Annotated in this window: 18 protein-coding genes; 14 read left to right on the top strand and 4 right to left on the bottom strand. The window is 54.7% G+C overall.

The features are described from left to right. Nucleotides 1-280: 280 nt before the first annotated feature. The 7 genes from AC3WJN_RS20025 (at nucleotide 281) to AC3WJN_RS19995 (ending at nucleotide 3973) form a co-directional block, all read left to right on the top strand. On the top strand, nucleotides 281-1669 hold the full coding sequence (locus tag AC3WJN_RS20025; protein WP_005829679.1) for a TraB/GumN family protein: 1389 nt from the start codon (nucleotides 281-283) through the stop codon (nucleotides 1667-1669). A gap of 239 nt (nucleotides 1670-1908) precedes the next feature. Then, nucleotides 1909-2133 carry a DoxX family protein gene (locus AC3WJN_RS20020; RefSeq protein WP_005829677.1) on the top strand — a complete coding sequence of 75 codons (225 nt, stop codon included), beginning with the start codon at nucleotides 1909-1911 and terminating at the stop codon, nucleotides 2131-2133. 12 nt (nucleotides 2134-2145) lie between these two features. Further along, complete coding sequence (locus AC3WJN_RS20015) at nucleotides 2146-2304, top strand: hypothetical protein (protein ID WP_005829675.1); 159 nt, start codon at nucleotides 2146-2148, stop codon at nucleotides 2302-2304. Nucleotides 2305-2476: 172 nt separating this feature from the next. After that, nucleotides 2477-3064: a TetR/AcrR family transcriptional regulator gene (locus AC3WJN_RS20010; RefSeq protein WP_005829673.1), complete on the top strand. Its 588-nt coding sequence runs from the start codon at nucleotides 2477-2479 to the stop codon at nucleotides 3062-3064. Between the two features lie 62 nt (nucleotides 3065-3126). Next, a complete protein-coding gene (locus AC3WJN_RS20005; RefSeq protein ID WP_005829672.1) occupies nucleotides 3127-3597 on the top strand; it encodes an SRPBCC family protein in 471 nt (156 codons plus the stop codon). A 47-nt stretch (nucleotides 3598-3644) separates the two neighbouring features. Next, a complete protein-coding gene (locus tag AC3WJN_RS20000) occupies nucleotides 3645-3797 on the top strand; it encodes a hypothetical protein (RefSeq protein WP_007778705.1) in 153 nt (50 codons plus the stop codon). 38 nt (nucleotides 3798-3835) lie between these two features. After that, complete coding sequence (locus tag AC3WJN_RS19995; protein WP_007778708.1) at nucleotides 3836-3973, top strand: VOC family protein; 138 nt, start codon at nucleotides 3836-3838, stop codon at nucleotides 3971-3973. Here AC3WJN_RS19995 and AC3WJN_RS19990 read toward each other — a convergent pair. Both AC3WJN_RS19990 and AC3WJN_RS19985 read right to left on the bottom strand, forming a co-directional pair. Beyond that, nucleotides 3970-4164, bottom strand: coding sequence for a hypothetical protein (locus AC3WJN_RS19990; protein ID WP_005829668.1), 195 nt, complete (start codon nucleotides 4162-4164; stop codon nucleotides 3970-3972). The two genes, AC3WJN_RS19995 and AC3WJN_RS19990, sit on opposite strands and share 4 nt — an antisense overlap. Nucleotides 4165-4204: 40 nt before the next feature. Further along, nucleotides 4205-5179, bottom strand: coding sequence for a helix-turn-helix domain-containing protein (locus AC3WJN_RS19985; RefSeq protein ID WP_005829666.1), 975 nt, complete (start codon nucleotides 5177-5179; stop codon nucleotides 4205-4207). Nucleotides 5180-5360: 181 nt separating this feature from the next. Between AC3WJN_RS19985 and AC3WJN_RS19980 the strand changes: the two genes are divergently transcribed. The 5 genes from AC3WJN_RS19980 to AC3WJN_RS19960 are packed head-to-tail and all read left to right on the top strand — an operon-like array spanning nucleotide 5361 to nucleotide 11652. Then, the gene (locus AC3WJN_RS19980; RefSeq protein ID WP_007778710.1) at nucleotides 5361-5963 is read left to right on the top strand and encodes an MptD family putative ECF transporter S component; all 603 of its coding nucleotides are present in this window, start codon (nucleotides 5361-5363) and stop codon (nucleotides 5961-5963) included. Next, nucleotides 5960-6640, top strand: coding sequence for an energy-coupling factor transporter transmembrane component T (locus AC3WJN_RS19975; RefSeq protein ID WP_007778715.1), 681 nt, complete (start codon nucleotides 5960-5962; stop codon nucleotides 6638-6640). Before AC3WJN_RS19980 ends, AC3WJN_RS19975 begins: the two co-directional genes overlap by 4 nt. Further along, complete coding sequence (locus tag AC3WJN_RS19970) at nucleotides 6637-8109, top strand: ABC transporter ATP-binding protein (protein ID WP_007778719.1); 1473 nt, start codon at nucleotides 6637-6639, stop codon at nucleotides 8107-8109. Before AC3WJN_RS19975 ends, AC3WJN_RS19970 begins: the two co-directional genes overlap by 4 nt. Continuing rightward, on the top strand, nucleotides 8099-9910 hold the full coding sequence (locus AC3WJN_RS19965) for an ABC transporter ATP-binding protein (RefSeq protein WP_007778722.1): 1812 nt from the start codon (nucleotides 8099-8101) through the stop codon (nucleotides 9908-9910). Before AC3WJN_RS19970 ends, AC3WJN_RS19965 begins: the two co-directional genes overlap by 11 nt. Beyond that, a complete protein-coding gene (locus AC3WJN_RS19960; protein WP_007778726.1) occupies nucleotides 9910-11652 on the top strand; it encodes an ABC transporter ATP-binding protein in 1743 nt (580 codons plus the stop codon). The genes AC3WJN_RS19965 and AC3WJN_RS19960 overlap by 1 nt, the downstream gene beginning before the upstream one ends. A 180-nt stretch (nucleotides 11653-11832) precedes the next feature. Here the strand turns inward: AC3WJN_RS19960 and AC3WJN_RS19955 are convergent, their stop codons facing one another. Next, nucleotides 11833-12192: a hypothetical protein gene (locus tag AC3WJN_RS19955; protein WP_157179498.1), complete on the bottom strand. Its 360-nt coding sequence runs from the start codon at nucleotides 12190-12192 to the stop codon at nucleotides 11833-11835. Nucleotides 12193-12289: 97 nt separating this feature from the next. Between AC3WJN_RS19955 and mle the strand changes: the two genes are divergently transcribed. Beyond that, nucleotides 12290-13168, top strand: a complete 879-nt coding sequence (mle, locus tag AC3WJN_RS19950; protein WP_007778728.1) for an alpha/beta fold macrolide esterase — start codon at nucleotides 12290-12292, stop codon at nucleotides 13166-13168. A gap of 215 nt (nucleotides 13169-13383) precedes the next feature. Further along, entirely contained in the window at nucleotides 13384-14328 is a 945-nt protein-coding gene (locus AC3WJN_RS19945) for a hypothetical protein (RefSeq protein ID WP_005829650.1), read from the top strand. Nucleotides 14329-14400: 72 nt separating this feature from the next. Here the strand turns inward: AC3WJN_RS19945 and AC3WJN_RS19940 are convergent, their stop codons facing one another. Next, nucleotides 14401-15138 carry a cyclase family protein gene (locus AC3WJN_RS19940; RefSeq protein WP_007778731.1) on the bottom strand — a complete coding sequence of 246 codons (738 nt, stop codon included), beginning with the start codon at nucleotides 15136-15138 and terminating at the stop codon, nucleotides 14401-14403. Nucleotides 15139-15323 lie beyond the last annotated feature (185 nt).

Here is a 15323-nt window from a genome sequence, read left to right as displayed (position 1 = left end):
ACCATTCCAAGACCCAGCATACAGGAGGCGCTTTTTTCTTTCAAAGCTCAAATTTCTTCATTACAGGAATGGCTCCTTAAATGATGTTGTTATTTTTTTACTATAACAGATAAGCGCCGGGAGGAAAGCGGCAAAAAGCCGGACGAGTCGAGCGGATGAACGCAAAATGAGCCAATCAAATCTAGCATTTGGGTTACTTGCATTTTTTGCTGTGGTATAATCTACCATTGATAGAAAATAACGAGCGAGTCTGCTTGACAGCATGAGAGGAGTTCTTTTTATGAACAAAAACAAGCGATGGAGCAAGTTTTTCCGGTGGGCGGGAGCAGGGGTATTCAGCCTGTCCATTTTATTGGGGCAAGTCTACCCGGTTCATGCTAAGACGCCAGCGTCAGTTCCCAGCGTCAGCCCATGGGCTGTGACGACCTTGAACGAAGGCGAGAAATACGGGATTTTCCCGTTGCAGTGGTACCAGGACGAAGCATTTCTGCAGCCGATCTCTGCTGATCGGTTTGCCGAACTGATGAAGGCTACGGAGAAAAAGCTCGATGCGCTTGGCTTGCAGAAAAAAGCAGCGGCTGTGTCGGTTCCTCAAGAGAAAGTCATCACGCGCGAAACGGTCATGACCTCTCTGTACAAGCTTTTGGCGAATTACGAGCTGCCGGCCGCATTCGAAATGACGGGGCAAGACTCTTTGGCGTACTTGCAGAAAAAAGGGCTGGTGAAAGGAACGGGTAATGCGGGTCTGGCCCTGCAGCAGCCTGCGACGGTTGAACAGGCAGTGGTGCTCGCAAGCCGGGTCGTCGAGTTCGCCTACGATACAGCGGGCAGCGGTGCCGCAGGTCTGATGTGGAAGGTGACGAACGGCAAAAACACGCTGTACTTGCTCGGCTCCGTCCACCTCGGGATTACGGACATGTACCCGATGAAAAAAAGCATCCGCGACGCCTTCGAAGCTTCTGACGACCTGTGGGTCGAGGCAGACATCGTCGGCGGCGACATGGACTACATGACCGAAAAAATGATGTACAGCGACGGTACGACATTAAAGGACCACGTATCCGCCGAGACGTACAGCAAGCTGCAAAAGGTGCTGGCAAGCCTGGGGCTGCCGGAAAACTCCTTTGATACGCTGAAGCCGTTTGCCGTTACGCTGTCGCTGCCGACATTCGGCTACTTCTCCGATCCGGCGGAAGGCGAGGTTGGCCTGATTACGGGCATTGACCGCTACTTCCTGACGAAAGCGCTGCTTGCCGACAAGCCGATCCACGAGTTGGAAGGCATCAAGCTGCAGGCGGACTTGCTCTCTGGCGTGCCTGCCGAGCAGCAGGAAAAAGAATTGAACACTATGCTGGACAGCATCCTCTCTGGCGAGCAACTGGCCGACCAGGGAAAAATTTTGCAAGACATGCAGCGCGACTGGGTGGAAGGCGATCTGGAAGGGCTGACCAACACCTTGACAACCTACGGGCAGTTCGGGGCTGGCGAAGTGAACCAGCGCCTGCTCGGGGAACGGGACCGCAACATGGCGAGCAAGCTGGTACAGCTCCTGGAGCAGGAAGGAGAACACACCTCTTTTGTCGTGATCGGCTCTGCCCATTACGCGATGAAAGGAATGGTTCTCGACCAGTTGAAACAAAAAGGCTACGACATTCAGCGCATGAAATAATGGTGGAAAAGCAAGCCGCTTCTGCAGTCCGCAGTCCGCGCAATGGACATCTGTCTATTTGCGCAGGCTGTTTCTTTTTGCCTGGAGAAACCCGGCTGCCAACAGAGCAATTCATGAGAAATGTCGCGAATCGGTTTGTGTTACCCTTTTCTTAGTTGATGAGAGCAACAGGGGACATAGGCTTCGTAAAAAGGCAGCAAAGCGCAATCGTAATTTTTTCAGGAAGAAAGGTGGAACGGATGGTGGCGCAAAACATTTCCAAAACCCGCCTCTGGGTAGCCCGGATCATGAGCGGGCTTGTCATTCTCTTCATGCTGTTTGACGGTATCTTCAAACTCATCCAGCCCGAGCCGGTAATAACAGGCACGCTGGAGCTTGGCTATGCCGAGCACCATATCGCCCTGCTGGGCATTCTCGCGCTCGTCTCTACGGTGCTGTATGCGCTGCCGCGAACGGCTTTTTGAGGCGCTGTGCTGTTGACAGGGTATTTTGGCGGCGTGATCGCGACACAGATTCGCATGGATGCGCCCCTGTTCACGCACACGCTGTTTGCCCTCTACCTGGCGATTCTCGCCTGGGGCGGGCTTTGGCTGCGGGACGAACGGGTGCGGAAGCTGTTTTCGCTGCGGCAGTAGGCAGTAGTGGAGAAGCATCTTTGCATTGTTAGACAAAAGCCCAGGATTGGTCAGCCAGGGTTTTTGCCGTATCGCTATTGACATTTCCAAAAAAAAGAAATAAGCTATGGTTACGTACGTTAGTGAGTACTAACTAAACAAAAGCGAAATTCCACGATGACGGGAGGACGAAGTGAAGGGACAAATGGCTACGGACACCAAAGAAAAGCTGATGACAGCAGCCATCGAGTTAATGGCGGCAAAAGGCTACAAAGGCGTATCGACAAAAGAAATCGCCGCCGCTGCCCAGGTTAGCGAAATGACGCTGTTTCGCCATTTTGGCAGCAAGCAAAATCTGCTCGACCAGGCAGTGGAGCGCTACCATTACTCCGTGGAGATGGAGCGGATTTTCGCGGAACAGATCGTCTGGGAGCTGCGGGCTGATCTCTTGATGATGAGCCGGATGTACCACGAGATCATGGAGCGCAATCGCAAGCTGTTTCTCATCGTGCTCAAAGATGACGATCTCTTGGCCATCCGCGAAAAGGCGCAAAAGCATCCGCGCAAGCTGCTGGAGCTTTTGACGCAATATTTTCAACTCATGCAGGAGAAAAACAAGCTGGTCGCCACAGATGCCGAAGCGCAGGCGATCACCTTCATGTGGATGAACTACGGGGCGTTCATGACGCATTTGTACGGGGCAGAGACGATCACAAACGTCACGAGGCAGCGGTTCATGGAATCGAGCATCGACTTGTTCGTCAAGGCGTTGACTCCGTAATTTTTTTGCAAGCATGCTGGCAGTTAGCGCTAACAAATGTACGCAAATGGTGAGGTGGGAAAGTGAACAGCAAACCGTCTTTGGCATTACCGAAAATGGTTGGACAAACCGCCGCGACCGGGTTCCAGATCGGCGTGCGCAGAACGCTGCCGATATCGAGCGAAGGGGCCTGGACTTTTTTGACGTCACAAGAGGGCTTGAAGCTGTGGCTGGGCGAATTGCCGCCGCCTGCCTTTCAGGTGGGAGAAGCTTTTGCTTGTGCAGAAGGGATTTCCGGGGAGTTCAAGGTCGTCAAGCCGTTTCAGCAGCTTCGCCTGAGGTGGAACAAGCCGGAGTGGGAAAAGCCGTCGACTTTGCAAATCCGCTTGTTAGCCGCCAAAAACGGGAAAACGACGATCAGCTTTCACCAGGAAAACCTCCCGGACGCAGCGGCGCGCGAACAGATGAAGCAGCAGTGGGAGGAAGCGCTGGAAAAACTGAAGGAAAAAGCTTGCCTGAGCGCGGAGGAAAACGAGGGGAGCAGTGTCCAATGAACAAGTTCAGCCATATGGATTTGCGAGTGAAAAGTTAGGAAAAATCGTTGCCCTTTTACGAAAAGCTGCTGCCTGCGCTCGGGTTTACGCGCACGTTTCACAGTGTGAACCGGCGCGTGTTTGCAGCGGAAGGCGAGCTGCCGAGTGTGCCGTACTTTGCGATCACCGAAGACCCGGAGCACGTCCGAACGGCAATCTGATCGGCTTCTGGGCGAGCGACCGGGACGAGGTAGACCGGATGGCCGCGCTCGTGGAGCAGTCCGGGGGGACCATTCACAGCGGGCCGCAGTTTTTTCCCATCAGCCCCACCTACTACGCAGTCTATTTCCAGGACCCGTGCGGCAACCGGTACGAGATCGTGCATCGCCTGAATTAAACGAAGAAGCTGTAGCCGTACGTGTGAGCGGCTACAGCTTTTTTTGTACCTAGCGGATCGGCATGCGGCAGGGAAAGCCCGGCTTTATGGACGTCAGCGGAGCGCAAACGCTTCGACTTGCGCCATGCAGCAGCACCGCGCAAAAAAGACCAGGCACAGCGTTCAGGCGGGACCGCAAACGCCGTCAACACGCTTGACCAGCTTCTGACCAGCTTCCCCCGACCGTCTGACCTACAAGAGCGTAGCGCAGTATCTCCGGTACTCGTTCGGCAGCATCCCGGTAATTTTGCGAAACAGCTCGGAGAAACGGCTGGAGTTGTGGTAGCCCACGAGCTGCGCAATCTGGTTGATCGGCATGTCCGTGCTGCTGAGCAACTGCTCCGCCCGGCTCATCCGCTTGTTCTGGATATATTCCGTGATCGTGCATTTGTAAACGAGCTTGAACGTGCTCTTGAGCTTGGTCGTCCCCATGCAGGCGATCCGGGCGAGCGACTCCAGGTGGATGTCCTCGGCAAAGTGGTCGTCGATATAGGCGGTCACAGCCTGCAGACTGTCCAAATCCGCTTTGGACACGTATTTGCTCGGATACGTCTTTTTTTGCTGCTGGGCTTTTTCGACGATCAGCGAGACTGCCTCCGCCACCTTGCCCTCGTAGTACAGCTTGGCCGCGATGCCGGTGCCGCGAAACTGTCTGATCTGTCGGAACAGAAAGACGAGCTCGGGAAAATTCGTCAGTCCGTCCACGCTGAGAAAAGACGAGCGCGGGTCCGTGTACTCATCCGGGTATTTTGTTTTCAAATAATCTTCGTAATACTCCGGCGTAATCTCGATCCCCGTCGAACGGATCGGGATATTTTTATGGTAGCGCGCCCGATACACGTTGTTGCAGCCAAAATGCACGCGGATGCAGCCGGAGGACAGGCGCTTGTACGGGTGCAGCTCTTCGCCCGAGACAGAGTCGTAGTAGTTCAGGCTCAAATACTTCGGCTGCTGAAATTCCAGGAACAAATCCTCATAAAAAACGAAGTCGAGAATCGAGATGGCAAACAGGTTCTCCCGGGAGTACGTCCAGTAGTGACCGGAGCCTTTTTCGGGCGAGACGGAAAAGCACGTCCCTGCCTGACTGTAGGGCACCTGGCTGTCATCCTGGTAAAAACCGCATTGCATCAAGCAAGGCACATGCATTTCGGTCACGATGTCCTTCATTTGCTTTCACCTCCAAATACCGTGATCGGACGAAAACATACCACGAAAAGACGCACCTGCGCCCAGCTCATTGACCCTCCAAGTTGGATAAAAATAAAATGGAACCAAGTCACTGCAAATGAAAATTGATCTCATTTACAGTTCTCTACATTTTTGCAATAGGACATAAGGAGGAACGATCATGGAAGCTCAAGTCTCACCCCTGCAAAACAGATGGACGTTGCGGGATTTCATCACACTCGCCATCTTCAATGTCGTCATGCTCATCATCATTACGTTCTGCCCAATTTTTACCTTCGCCTCTTACCTGATTGTCGGCGGGATCACCGCTCTGCTCAACGGACCGCTCTATGTGGTCATGGCGAATAAAATCAACAAAAGAGGCGTACTGTTCTTATCCGCTATCATTACGGGCCTGTATTTTGTCGCTTATGGCTATGCGTATTTCCTGCTGGTGCTCGGCGTCATGGGGATCATTTGCGAACTGGTTCTGTGGGGCCAGGAAGGCTATAAAAACCCTGTGCGCAACGCCATCGCCTACGCCTTGTTCTATGTAGGCTACTCGCTGTGCGGGATGGTTCCGCTCATTTTCTTCCGCGACGAGTACATTGCGACTCTGTCCAAAAGCTACTCCAAAGTGGCGCTGGATGAAATGCTCTACTACTACGGGACTCCGAGCATGGCGATCACCATGTGCCTGATTTCGGCAGCGGGCGGCCTTGTCGGTGTCATGATCGGGAACATGCTGTTCAGAAAACATGTGAAAAAGGCCAAGCTGGCATGAGGCAGCCAGGTCCAAAGACACACCTGCTGGTGCTTCTTCTGGCGAGCATCCTGACGATCCTCATCAAGGACGACCTGCAGGTACATATGATGGTGGCTTTAAGTGTAGTGTACTTGGTCTTAAATCGGCTGTCCAGAAAGGTACTTCCCTTTATTCTCGTTTATGTCCTGTCTCTGGCTGTTTCTTTTGCCATGCCGGAGACGCTCGGGACGATGAAGCTTGTTTTTTATTCGTTTGCCAGAATGATGCCGCTGGTCATGATCGGGGCGACGCTGATGTACTCGCCCCCCGGCAGCATCATGTGCGTCCTGGAGCGGATGTCAGTGCCGCGGCCGATTACCGTGATGATTTGCATTCTGATCCGCTTTTTCCCGGTGGTGCTGTTGGAGATGAAGGCGATTCGCGACGGCATTCGCGCGAGGGGGATTTTTCCGCACTGGTACAGCGCGCTGCTCCATCCGGCCATGGCTTACGAATGCTATTTCATGCCGCTGGTCGTGCGCTGCCTGAAGCTCTCCGCCGAGCTGGCTTCGTCGGCCGAGCTGCGCGGGATCGAGAGCGACTGCGCGAGGACGTCGATCCATGCGTTTCATTTCCGGACAGCGGACGCAGTGGCGCTGGTCATCTACATTATAGCGGCGACAGCTATTTACGGAGCGGGAGGGATGATGGCATGATCGAGCTGACAGATGTCACCTTCCATTATGAGAGCGAAGACGGGACGCCCGGCAGTGAGACGGGGGTCAACCAGATCAACCTGTCGGTAAAAGCCGGACAGTGTGTCGTGCTGTGCGGGCGTTCGGGCAGCGGCAAAAGCACGATGATGCGGCTGGTCAACGGCCTCGCCCCCGGCTTTTACGCAGGCAAGCTCAGCGGCACGGTCCGCGTGGGCGGGAAAAGTCCCGCGGAGCTTTTGCCGCAGGAGAGAACGCGGCTGATGGGCGTCGTGTTCCAGGACCCTCGAAGCCAGTTTTTTATGGAAAACGTCCGCGACGAGCTGGCGTTTTCCGCGGAAAACATCGGGATGGACCCGCAAGAAATCAGGGAGCGGATCGACAAAGTAGCGAAGCAGCTCGGTGTGTACCATCTGCTCGACCGTTCGCTGCACAGGCTGTCCAGCGGCCAAAAGCAGCGCGTAGCGATTGCGGCTGCATCGGTCCTGGCCCCGCCGCTGCTGTTGCTAGACGAGCCTACGGCCAATCTGGACCAGTCCTCGACGCGAAATCTGATCGAAATTTTGGGAAGGCTCAAGCAAAACGGCACGACTCTGCTCATTTGCGAGCATCGGCTGACGCCGTTTTTGCCTGTAGCGGATCGGTATGTGTGCATGGAAAACGGCAAAATCGCGCAGACGTGGACGAGGGATGAGTTTGCCGAACTGCCGATGGAAGCGGTGCGGCCGTACGGGCTGCGCCACCCGGACATGGCTTGTGCCAGCAAGGCGGAGGATCAGGCGAAGAAGGCCACACCGTCCGAAATCGCGCTGGAAGGGCGAGGGCTTTCGTATTTTTACCGCAGAAAAGGCGACGGAGTCTCGGAGGTCGACATTACGCTGCCAAAAGGAACTGTCACGGCGCTAACGGGAGAAAACGGGGCCGGAAAGACGACGTTGAGCAAAATTTTGTGCGGGCTGCTGCGCGAGCAAAAGGGCACGGTCCACTACGGCTCCGCCCGCTATTTTGCGAGCAAAAGGCGCGCAGCGAGCTACCTGGTCATGCAGGACGCAGACTATCAGCTCTACGCCGACAGCGTGGGCAACGAGATCGTGATGGGCAGACGGCTGGACGAGGAGCTGCGCCAGCGCGCCTATGCGGCGATGGAGGCGTTTGGCATCGAAAATTTGCGCGACAGGCATCCGGCGTCCTTGTCGGGCGGAGAAAAGCAGCGGGTCACGATGGCGGCCGCCTACTGCTCGGACGCAGAGTGGATCATTCTCGACGAACCGACGAGCGGACTCGATGGGGATGGCGTCCTCAAGGTGGTAGCGTGGGTGAAAAAGCTCGCCCAGGCTGGCAAAACGGTAGTCATCATCACGCACGACCAGATTTTGTCCGGGCTGGCCAGCGATCAGATTGTGGAATTGAAAGCAACGCACGATGTGGAGACGATTTTCACGGAACAAGGAGTGAGAACCGTTGAAACGTAAGCCAAAAACAGGAATGGCTCGACTGCTGGAGCTGGCAGGTGAAAAAAAGACGCTGATGGTCTGCTCGGTAGTTTTGTCTACCGTAAGCGTCTTTTTGCTGCTCGTCCCGTACTTGTCGATTTACTACGTCCTGGCTGAGCTTTTGCGGCATGCCGCAGACATTTCGGCCGTCGATGCGAGCTATGTCATTGCCTGGGCCGTCCGGGGCGTGGCAGGGCTTTTGCTCGGCTATTTGTTTATGTACGTCGGCGGGATGTGCTCGCACATTGCCGCCTTTCGCATTTTGTACGGCATCCGGGTGCGGTTGGCCGACCATATCGGTGCGCTACCGCTCGGCTACTTCAACAAAAATGCCACAGGCAAAATCAAAAAAGTCGTGGAGCTGGACGTGGAGCGAATCGAGCTGTTCATCGCCCACCAGTTGCCTGACCTGATTAATACGGCGGTGATGCTCGTCGTCATCGTGGTCGCGATGTTTTCGCTCGATGTATGGCTGGCGCTGGCCTGCATCATCCCGATGGTGCTCGGCTTCGCCGCCCAATATTCGATGATGGCTGGGAAAAAGGCGAAGGCGGGGCTGAAGGAATACTTTGACGCGCTGGAGGCGATCAGCACGTCCTCGGTGCAATACGTGCGCGGGATGCCGGCGATCAAAATTTTCGGCCAGACGGTGCATTCGTTCCGCAAGTTTTACCAGGACATGCTGCATTACCGCGATTTCAGCCTGCGCTACACGGACAATTTCGAGCTGGGCTACGTGTCCTTCAAGGTAGTCATGCTCTCGCTGGCGACGTTTTTCTTTCCGGTCGGCCTGTTTTTCATCAGCCAGGACCCGGATCACGTCGCTTTTGCTGCTACGCTGATGCTGTTTCTCGTGCTCGCTCCGGGGATATCCACGCCGATTTTCAAGCTGAACAACTTCGCCTCGGCGATGACGACGATTGCCGAGGGCGTAAAACGCATTGACGAGATGCTGCAAGAAAAAGCGATCCCGGAGCCGGAGCACGGTGCGAAGCCGACGGGCTATGACATCGAGTTTCGCGACGTCTCCTTTTCGTACGAGGGCGAGGGCGGCAACGAGGTGCTGCAGGGAATCAGCTTTGTCGCGGCACAGGGAAAAATTACGGCGCTCGTCGGTCCGTCAGGCTCGGGCAAATCGACCGTTGCGCAGTTGATTCCACGCTTCTGGGACGTGCAAAAAGGGACGATTTTCATCGGCGGCGTAGACATCCGCGAGATGAAGACGGCGGAGCTGATGGACGCCATGTCCTTTGTTTTTCAGGACAGCTTCCTGTTTACGGACACGCTTTACAACAACATTTTGTCCGGTCGGCCGAGTGCGACGAGAGAGGAAGTGTACGCTGCGGCGAAGGCGGCGCAATGTCACGGGTTCATTGAGCGGTTGCCGCATGGCTACGATACGCTGATCGGCGAGGGCGGCGTGCACCTGTCGGGCGGGGAGCAGCAGCGGGTGTCGGTTGCTCGCGCGATTTTGAAAAACGCGCCGATTTTGATTCTCGACGAGGCGACAGCGTACGCCGACCCGGAAAACGAATACGAGATGCAGCTTGCCTTGGGAGAGCTGATCCGCGGCAAGACGGTGTTGATTATCGCCCATCGGCTGACGACGATTTGCGAAGCCGATCAGATCATCGTGCTGAAAAACGGCAAAATCGAGGACAGCGGCACGCATCGCGAGCTGCTCGCCCGCGGCGGATTGTACAAAAACATGTGGGCTGCCTATACGAGCTCGGCTGACTGGACGATTGATCTCAGGCAGGAGAAGGAGGTGTACGGCTGATGCGCAAGCTGCTGTACGACATTACGGCCGGCAACCCCGGGAAAATGTGGAAGCCGATCCTTTGGGCCGTGCTGGCGAATCTCGCCAACATGCTGCCGTTTGGCTGTCTGGCCTGGGCCGTGAGCCTCGTTTACGCCTACTATGCCAAAGAGCAGGCTGCGCTCGATACGCAAAGCTTATGGCTGGCGTGGGGAGGCATGGCCGTATTTCTGATCGTCGTGTTCTACTGTGAGCGAAAAGCGTATCGCGCGATCTATCGCGGCGCGTACGAAGCGTCTGTCGAGGGCCGGACGAATCTGGCCGAGCACTTGCGCAAGCTGCCGCTTGGTTTTCTCATGCGCAAGGACGCAGGCGAGCTGGGTCATGCGATCATGAATGATTTTACCCAGATTGAAAATGCCGGAACGTCGATTTTGCCGCAGTTGATTAGCGGTGTGCTGATCCCGTTTCTCGCGTTTTTCGGCCTACTGTTCTGGGACTGGCGCATGGCCGTGGCGATGCTGGCCGGATTCCCGGTCACGATCCTCATTTTGTGGGGCGTCTCCCGACTGGAACGAAGGCTCGGCACGAGCCATTCCCGGGCCAAAGTCGCCCTCGCGAACTGCCTGCAAGAATATTTGTACGGCATGAAGGTCATCAAGGCGTACAATTTGCGCATCGACAACTTCCAAAGGCTGAAGCAGTCGTTTTACCGCTACATGCAAGAGAGCATCAGGCTGGAGGGAGTGCTCGGCCCGTTTTTCCTCGTTGCCATGGCATTCATGCAGATGGGCGTATCGCTGTTGACGATTGTCGGCGTCTATCTCGTGCTCGGCGGCGAGTTGACGGTTCCGCTGTTCGCAATGTTCCTGTTGGTCGGGGCGCGCATTTTCGACCCGCTGTCTGTCGCGATCATGCGCCTGCCTGCGTTCAAGTACGATGCGATGGCGGGAGAGCGCATCGTCAATCTGCTGGCCGAGCCGATCATGCAAGGCGAGCAGGCAGCGCCTGAGGAGCACGACATCCGCTTGGAAGAGGTGAGCTTTGGCTATGACGACGGCACGCTCGTACTGGACGGCGTGTCTGTCGAGATGAAAAAAGGCACGCTGACGGCTATCGTCGGGCCGTCCGGCAGCGGAAAAAGCACGCTGCTGCGGCTGATCGCGCGCTTTTACGATCCGGTCGGGGGACGGGTGCTGTTCGGCGGAAAAGATGAACGCGAGATCGACCCGGAGAAGCTCATGCAAAAAATTTCGATGGTATTCCAGGATGTGTACTTGTTCCAGGACACGATCCGCAACAATATTCGCTACGGGCGGGAAGATGCGACGCAAGAAGAGATTGAGGCCGCAGCCAAGGAAGCGTGCTGCCACGACTTCATCATGAAGTTGCCGAATGGCTACGACACGATGGTCGGCGAGGGCGGCTCCACTTTGTCCGGCGGCGAAAAGCAGCGCATTTCCATCGCCCGGGCGATTTTGAAAAACGCTCCGGTGCTGCTCCTGGACGAAGCGACTTCCTCGCTCGACCCGGAAAACGAAGCCGACATGCAGCAGGCGATCGGGCGGCTGGTCAAAGGCCGGACGGTCATCCTGATCGCCCATCGGCTGAAAACGGTCGTGAACGCCGACAACATCATCGTGCTGGAACAAGGCAAGGTCGTGGAGCAGGGGCGGCACCAGGAACTGTTGGAAAAAGGCGGGCTGTACGCCCGGCTGTGGGAGCTGCAGCGAAGAACGAGCGGGTGGAAAATTACGGCGTAGCGTCTGCACGAAGGCTATGAGGGAAAACGGGCGCGCGTGCTGGACGATTATCCAGTCATTGACAGTTCGCAGCGGCTCGTGGTAGGGTGGACGCAATTGAGAGGAACGGAGGGTTACGTGTGGCAAACTAATTTTTCGGTTTCATTCCTGGCACAATGATTGGAAATAGCACGAAAAAGGCTAAGTCGTGTGCGTACGGTAATCGAAAAATGGTTTGCCTGCATGGTAACCGGTTTGCAGGACAGGTAGGGGAAGTTTTTCAAGCGACGGCCCCGCTTGCCCTGAAAAACAAAAGAAGAGAAGGAAGCGAATGGAACGGTCATTTTCACGGTTTCGCCCGCTGCCGTTTGCCATTGCGCGCTGCAAAAGCGGCTCTGCTTTTTGCGCGGCGTGCTTCAACGCGGCAAGTCTGCGGCGTTTGGCGCGGTTCTTTTTCTCGGCTTTTTCGATTACACCAGCACAGGCAGCCAGCCTGTGTTTTTTTGTACTGTAAGATTTATAAGTGCAACTAAGGCTGCGCCAACGGCTTGGCGCAGCCAAGTTTTCACTCGGGCAGCCTTGACTGTCCGCGCGCAAACGGCCTGGCAAAAGTCCAGTCGTTTCATGAAAAGACCGCATGTTGAAGGAGGAGAAACGAATGACCGAACAAATGGTGAATCGAAATGGCGTAGAGCTTTGCACGGAAAGCTTCGGCAATCCGGCCGATCCGGCTATTTTGCTGATTATGGGGGCGCAGGCGTCGCTCGTCTGGTGGGAGGAACCATTTTGCCAGCGGCTGGCGGACGCGGGCGGCTTTGTCATTCGCTACGACAATCGCGATGTCGGCCGCTCTACCACTTTTGAGCTGGGCAATCCGGGCTATACGTTCGAGGACATGGCAGACGACGCGATTCACATACTCGATGCCTACAAGATCGAGCGGGCGCACATCGTCGGCATGTCGATGGGCGGGATCATCACGCAGATCATCGCTTTGCGGCATCCGGAAAGAGTGCGGACGATCGGCTTGCTGGCAACGTCCAATTTCGCCCCGGATTTGCCGCCGATGGAGGAGAAGATCGTGCAATTTTTCAGCAATGTAGAAGAGCTAGACTGGGAAAAGGAGCAGGACGTGATCGACTTTTCCGTCGCGAAGTGGAAAGTGCTCGTCGGCTCCCGGCACCCGCTTGACGAGCAGCGGACGTATGAGCTGGCGACAGCGGAAGTAAAACGCAGCCGCAAGATGGCAAACATCAACAATCACGCGCTGATTCTCGGCAGCGAACCGTATTTGGCCCGGACGGCAGAAATCGCGGTCCCTGCCCTGGTCATTCACGGCACAGAAGACCCGATCATTCCGTATCCGCACGGTGTCGCGCTGGCGCGGACGATTCCCGGCGCCGCGCTGGTGACGCTGGAAGGAACCGGGCATGAGCTTCCGCAAGGCGACTGGGACGTTATTATCGGCGCAATCTTGCAGCATACGCAGGAGGGCGGCGGCACAGCGAAGCAAGCGGCCTCGATCCGAAAACGGTAGCAGAGACGATCTGCTTTTTCGTTCAGCCAGCCGCAGAGTGTCCATATTCGCGAGATTGTGCTGGCGCCGACGCGACAACAAGGATAACGAACACTACCCCCGGGCGGATGACCGGGGGTTTTTTATTTTAAGCTGAAAGTCCTGGGTATATGGTACAATATTTGGTAATTTGTGTTTTTGCCGAGTGTTCAATGAATGACAACAGGGAGGGAAGTATGGGAGGGAACCGATTTTGGGAGTTTTATCTGGTGCGCTATTTGCTAGGCACGATTTTTGGGATCGTGATTTTGTTTTATTTGATTATCAACTACGATGCAGCTATCACAAAAGCTTTTTATCCGGACCCCAAATGCCAGAGTGTGAAAAGTGATGTGTATAACCTGTTGTTCAGTACGACTTACGGTCTGGAGGGCAGGGGTGCGAATGAAATATTGAAAATCATCGGGAGTGACGATTTGATTGATCGGCAAAACGAAAGCATAGAGATAAAAGTGACGGGCTTTCCGATTTTAGCTGCGATTATATTAGCGGTTTCCGGGTTTTTGTATATGTATTTTTCCAGTATGCTCATTTTGATTCTGCACGGCATCCGCTCATTAGTATTTTTTTATCCCATTAAACCGACCTGGAAATACTTTGCGCATTGTTTGCTGGCCATCTTTTTCATGTTGGTCATTTGGATATTTTCACCTATGATTATTGACAATCAATATGAAAAACATTGGGGTACTGGCAAGCATCTCATCTCGCTTACTGTCCTTAGTGGCTTTTTTGTTTTGCTCATGTTTACTTTTTCCTTTATTCAGCAGTTCTACGAACAATTAAGCGCGTCGAGAACGAAGGATAATCAGGAGGCGCCGAGGAAGTACCATTCTTTCCGCATGCGAGTGAACCGTGGGGAAATGTACGTGCAGAAAAGGAATTTTTCTAAGGAAAACAAGCAAAGCCAAAGCGAAGATTACGTGGAATCGTACAAGCATTTGCGAGAACACGGCAATGCATTTGGGATCATTGTTTGCGAAATACTGTTTGCGTTTTGGCTTATTAGCTGGGACTTCGAATTTTGGGCGATTTTATATTGGTGCTTATTCGGCTTTATGGCATGGTTTCTGGGCAGTTATTTAGAGATAAAGAAAGTGGACAACGATCGTTTCACTTAAAAAAAGAAAGTTCCCAGGTCAGTTGGCTTGGGAACTTTCTTTTTCAGTGCAAAACGAATTTTGTAACGATGGCTACGGCAAAATCGCAAACGAACGCACAGGGAACCCGGAGGCTTTTTCCGGCTTCGGCGTAATGTTGACGATTACGGCACCCTTGGCAGGCAGCTTGTCCAAGTTTTTCAGCAGCTCGACCTGATAGGTGTCCTGGGCCAGCACGTAATACTCGCCCAATAGCGCGCCGTTTTTCTGGAAGTCGACGCTGGCGTCGGTGTCAAACGTCTCATGCCCGATCGCTTTGATCTGCCTTTCCTCAAACAAAAACTTCAAGGCGTCCAGTCCCCAGCCGGGAGCGTGGTTGTTGCCGTCGGCGTCCTTGTTGTTGAACGCCTCCGCATCGGGCCAGCGCTTGCTCCAATCGGTGCGCAGGGCGACGAAGCTGCCGCTCTCGATTCGGCCGTGCTCGGCTTCGAACTGCAAAATGTCCTCCACGGTCAGCACGTAGTCGTTGTTTGCTTCTGCTTCTTTTGATTTGTCGATGACGACGAGCGGCAAGACGAGCTCTTTCAGCTCCAGCTCGTCCAGGTAGCGTTTGTTGCGCACAAAGTGGATTGGCGCATCCAGGTGTGTGCCGTATTGTCCGGCAAAAGTAAAGCTCTGCGAAAAAAAGCCGTCGTCATGCGTGAACAGCGTCTTGAATTCGGCTGAGTCGAAAGCGGCAAAATGCGGCGACTCCGGGCCGAACGTGTGCGTCAGATCGACCCATTCCTTTTCTTTCAGCAGCGTGATTGCCTGAATCAAATCGTTTGCCATGTGCCCACCTCGTCAACGTTTTTGGAATGTTCGCTCCAATCCTTCCGCAGCAAGCCGCCGGATCACAAGACGTACCCCTTTCATGAAGCGAGCAACGCGTGCGGAACGGGTGAGGCCACGATTATTCGCAGGCTGGCGGTTTCTCGCAATCAGGCAGTTGGAAGGATTTGTTATACAAACTACTT

The organism is Brevibacillus sp. FW306-2-1A-C05A (genome assembly GCF_058781555.1).
This window is presented reverse-complemented; position numbering and strand designations above follow the sequence as displayed.

Coding starts and splice junctions, on each gene's coding strand:
- AC3WJN_RS20025 (WP_005829679.1), top strand. CDS start 281: ATGAACAAAAACAAGCGATGGAGCAAGTTTTTCCGGTGGGCGGGAGCA.
- AC3WJN_RS20020 (WP_005829677.1), top strand. CDS start 1,909: ATGGTGGCGCAAAACATTTCCAAAACCCGCCTCTGGGTAGCCCGGATC.
- AC3WJN_RS19995 (WP_007778708.1), top strand. CDS start 3,836: ATGGCCGCGCTCGTGGAGCAGTCCGGGGGGACCATTCACAGCGGGCCG.
- AC3WJN_RS19985 (WP_005829666.1), bottom strand. CDS start 5,179: ATGAAGGACATCGTGACCGAAATGCATGTGCCTTGCTTGATGCAATGC.
- AC3WJN_RS19980 (WP_007778710.1), top strand. CDS start 5,361: ATGGAAGCTCAAGTCTCACCCCTGCAAAACAGATGGACGTTGCGGGAT.
- AC3WJN_RS19975 (WP_007778715.1), top strand. CDS start 5,960: ATGAGGCAGCCAGGTCCAAAGACACACCTGCTGGTGCTTCTTCTGGCG.
- AC3WJN_RS19970 (WP_007778719.1), top strand. CDS start 6,637: ATGATCGAGCTGACAGATGTCACCTTCCATTATGAGAGCGAAGACGGG.
- AC3WJN_RS19960 (WP_007778726.1), top strand. CDS start 9,910: ATGCGCAAGCTGCTGTACGACATTACGGCCGGCAACCCCGGGAAAATG.
- mle (WP_007778728.1), top strand. CDS start 12,290: ATGACCGAACAAATGGTGAATCGAAATGGCGTAGAGCTTTGCACGGAA.
- AC3WJN_RS19945 (WP_005829650.1), top strand. CDS start 13,384: ATGGGAGGGAACCGATTTTGGGAGTTTTATCTGGTGCGCTATTTGCTA.
- AC3WJN_RS19940 (WP_007778731.1), bottom strand. CDS start 15,138: ATGGCAAACGATTTGATTCAGGCAATCACGCTGCTGAAAGAAAAGGAA.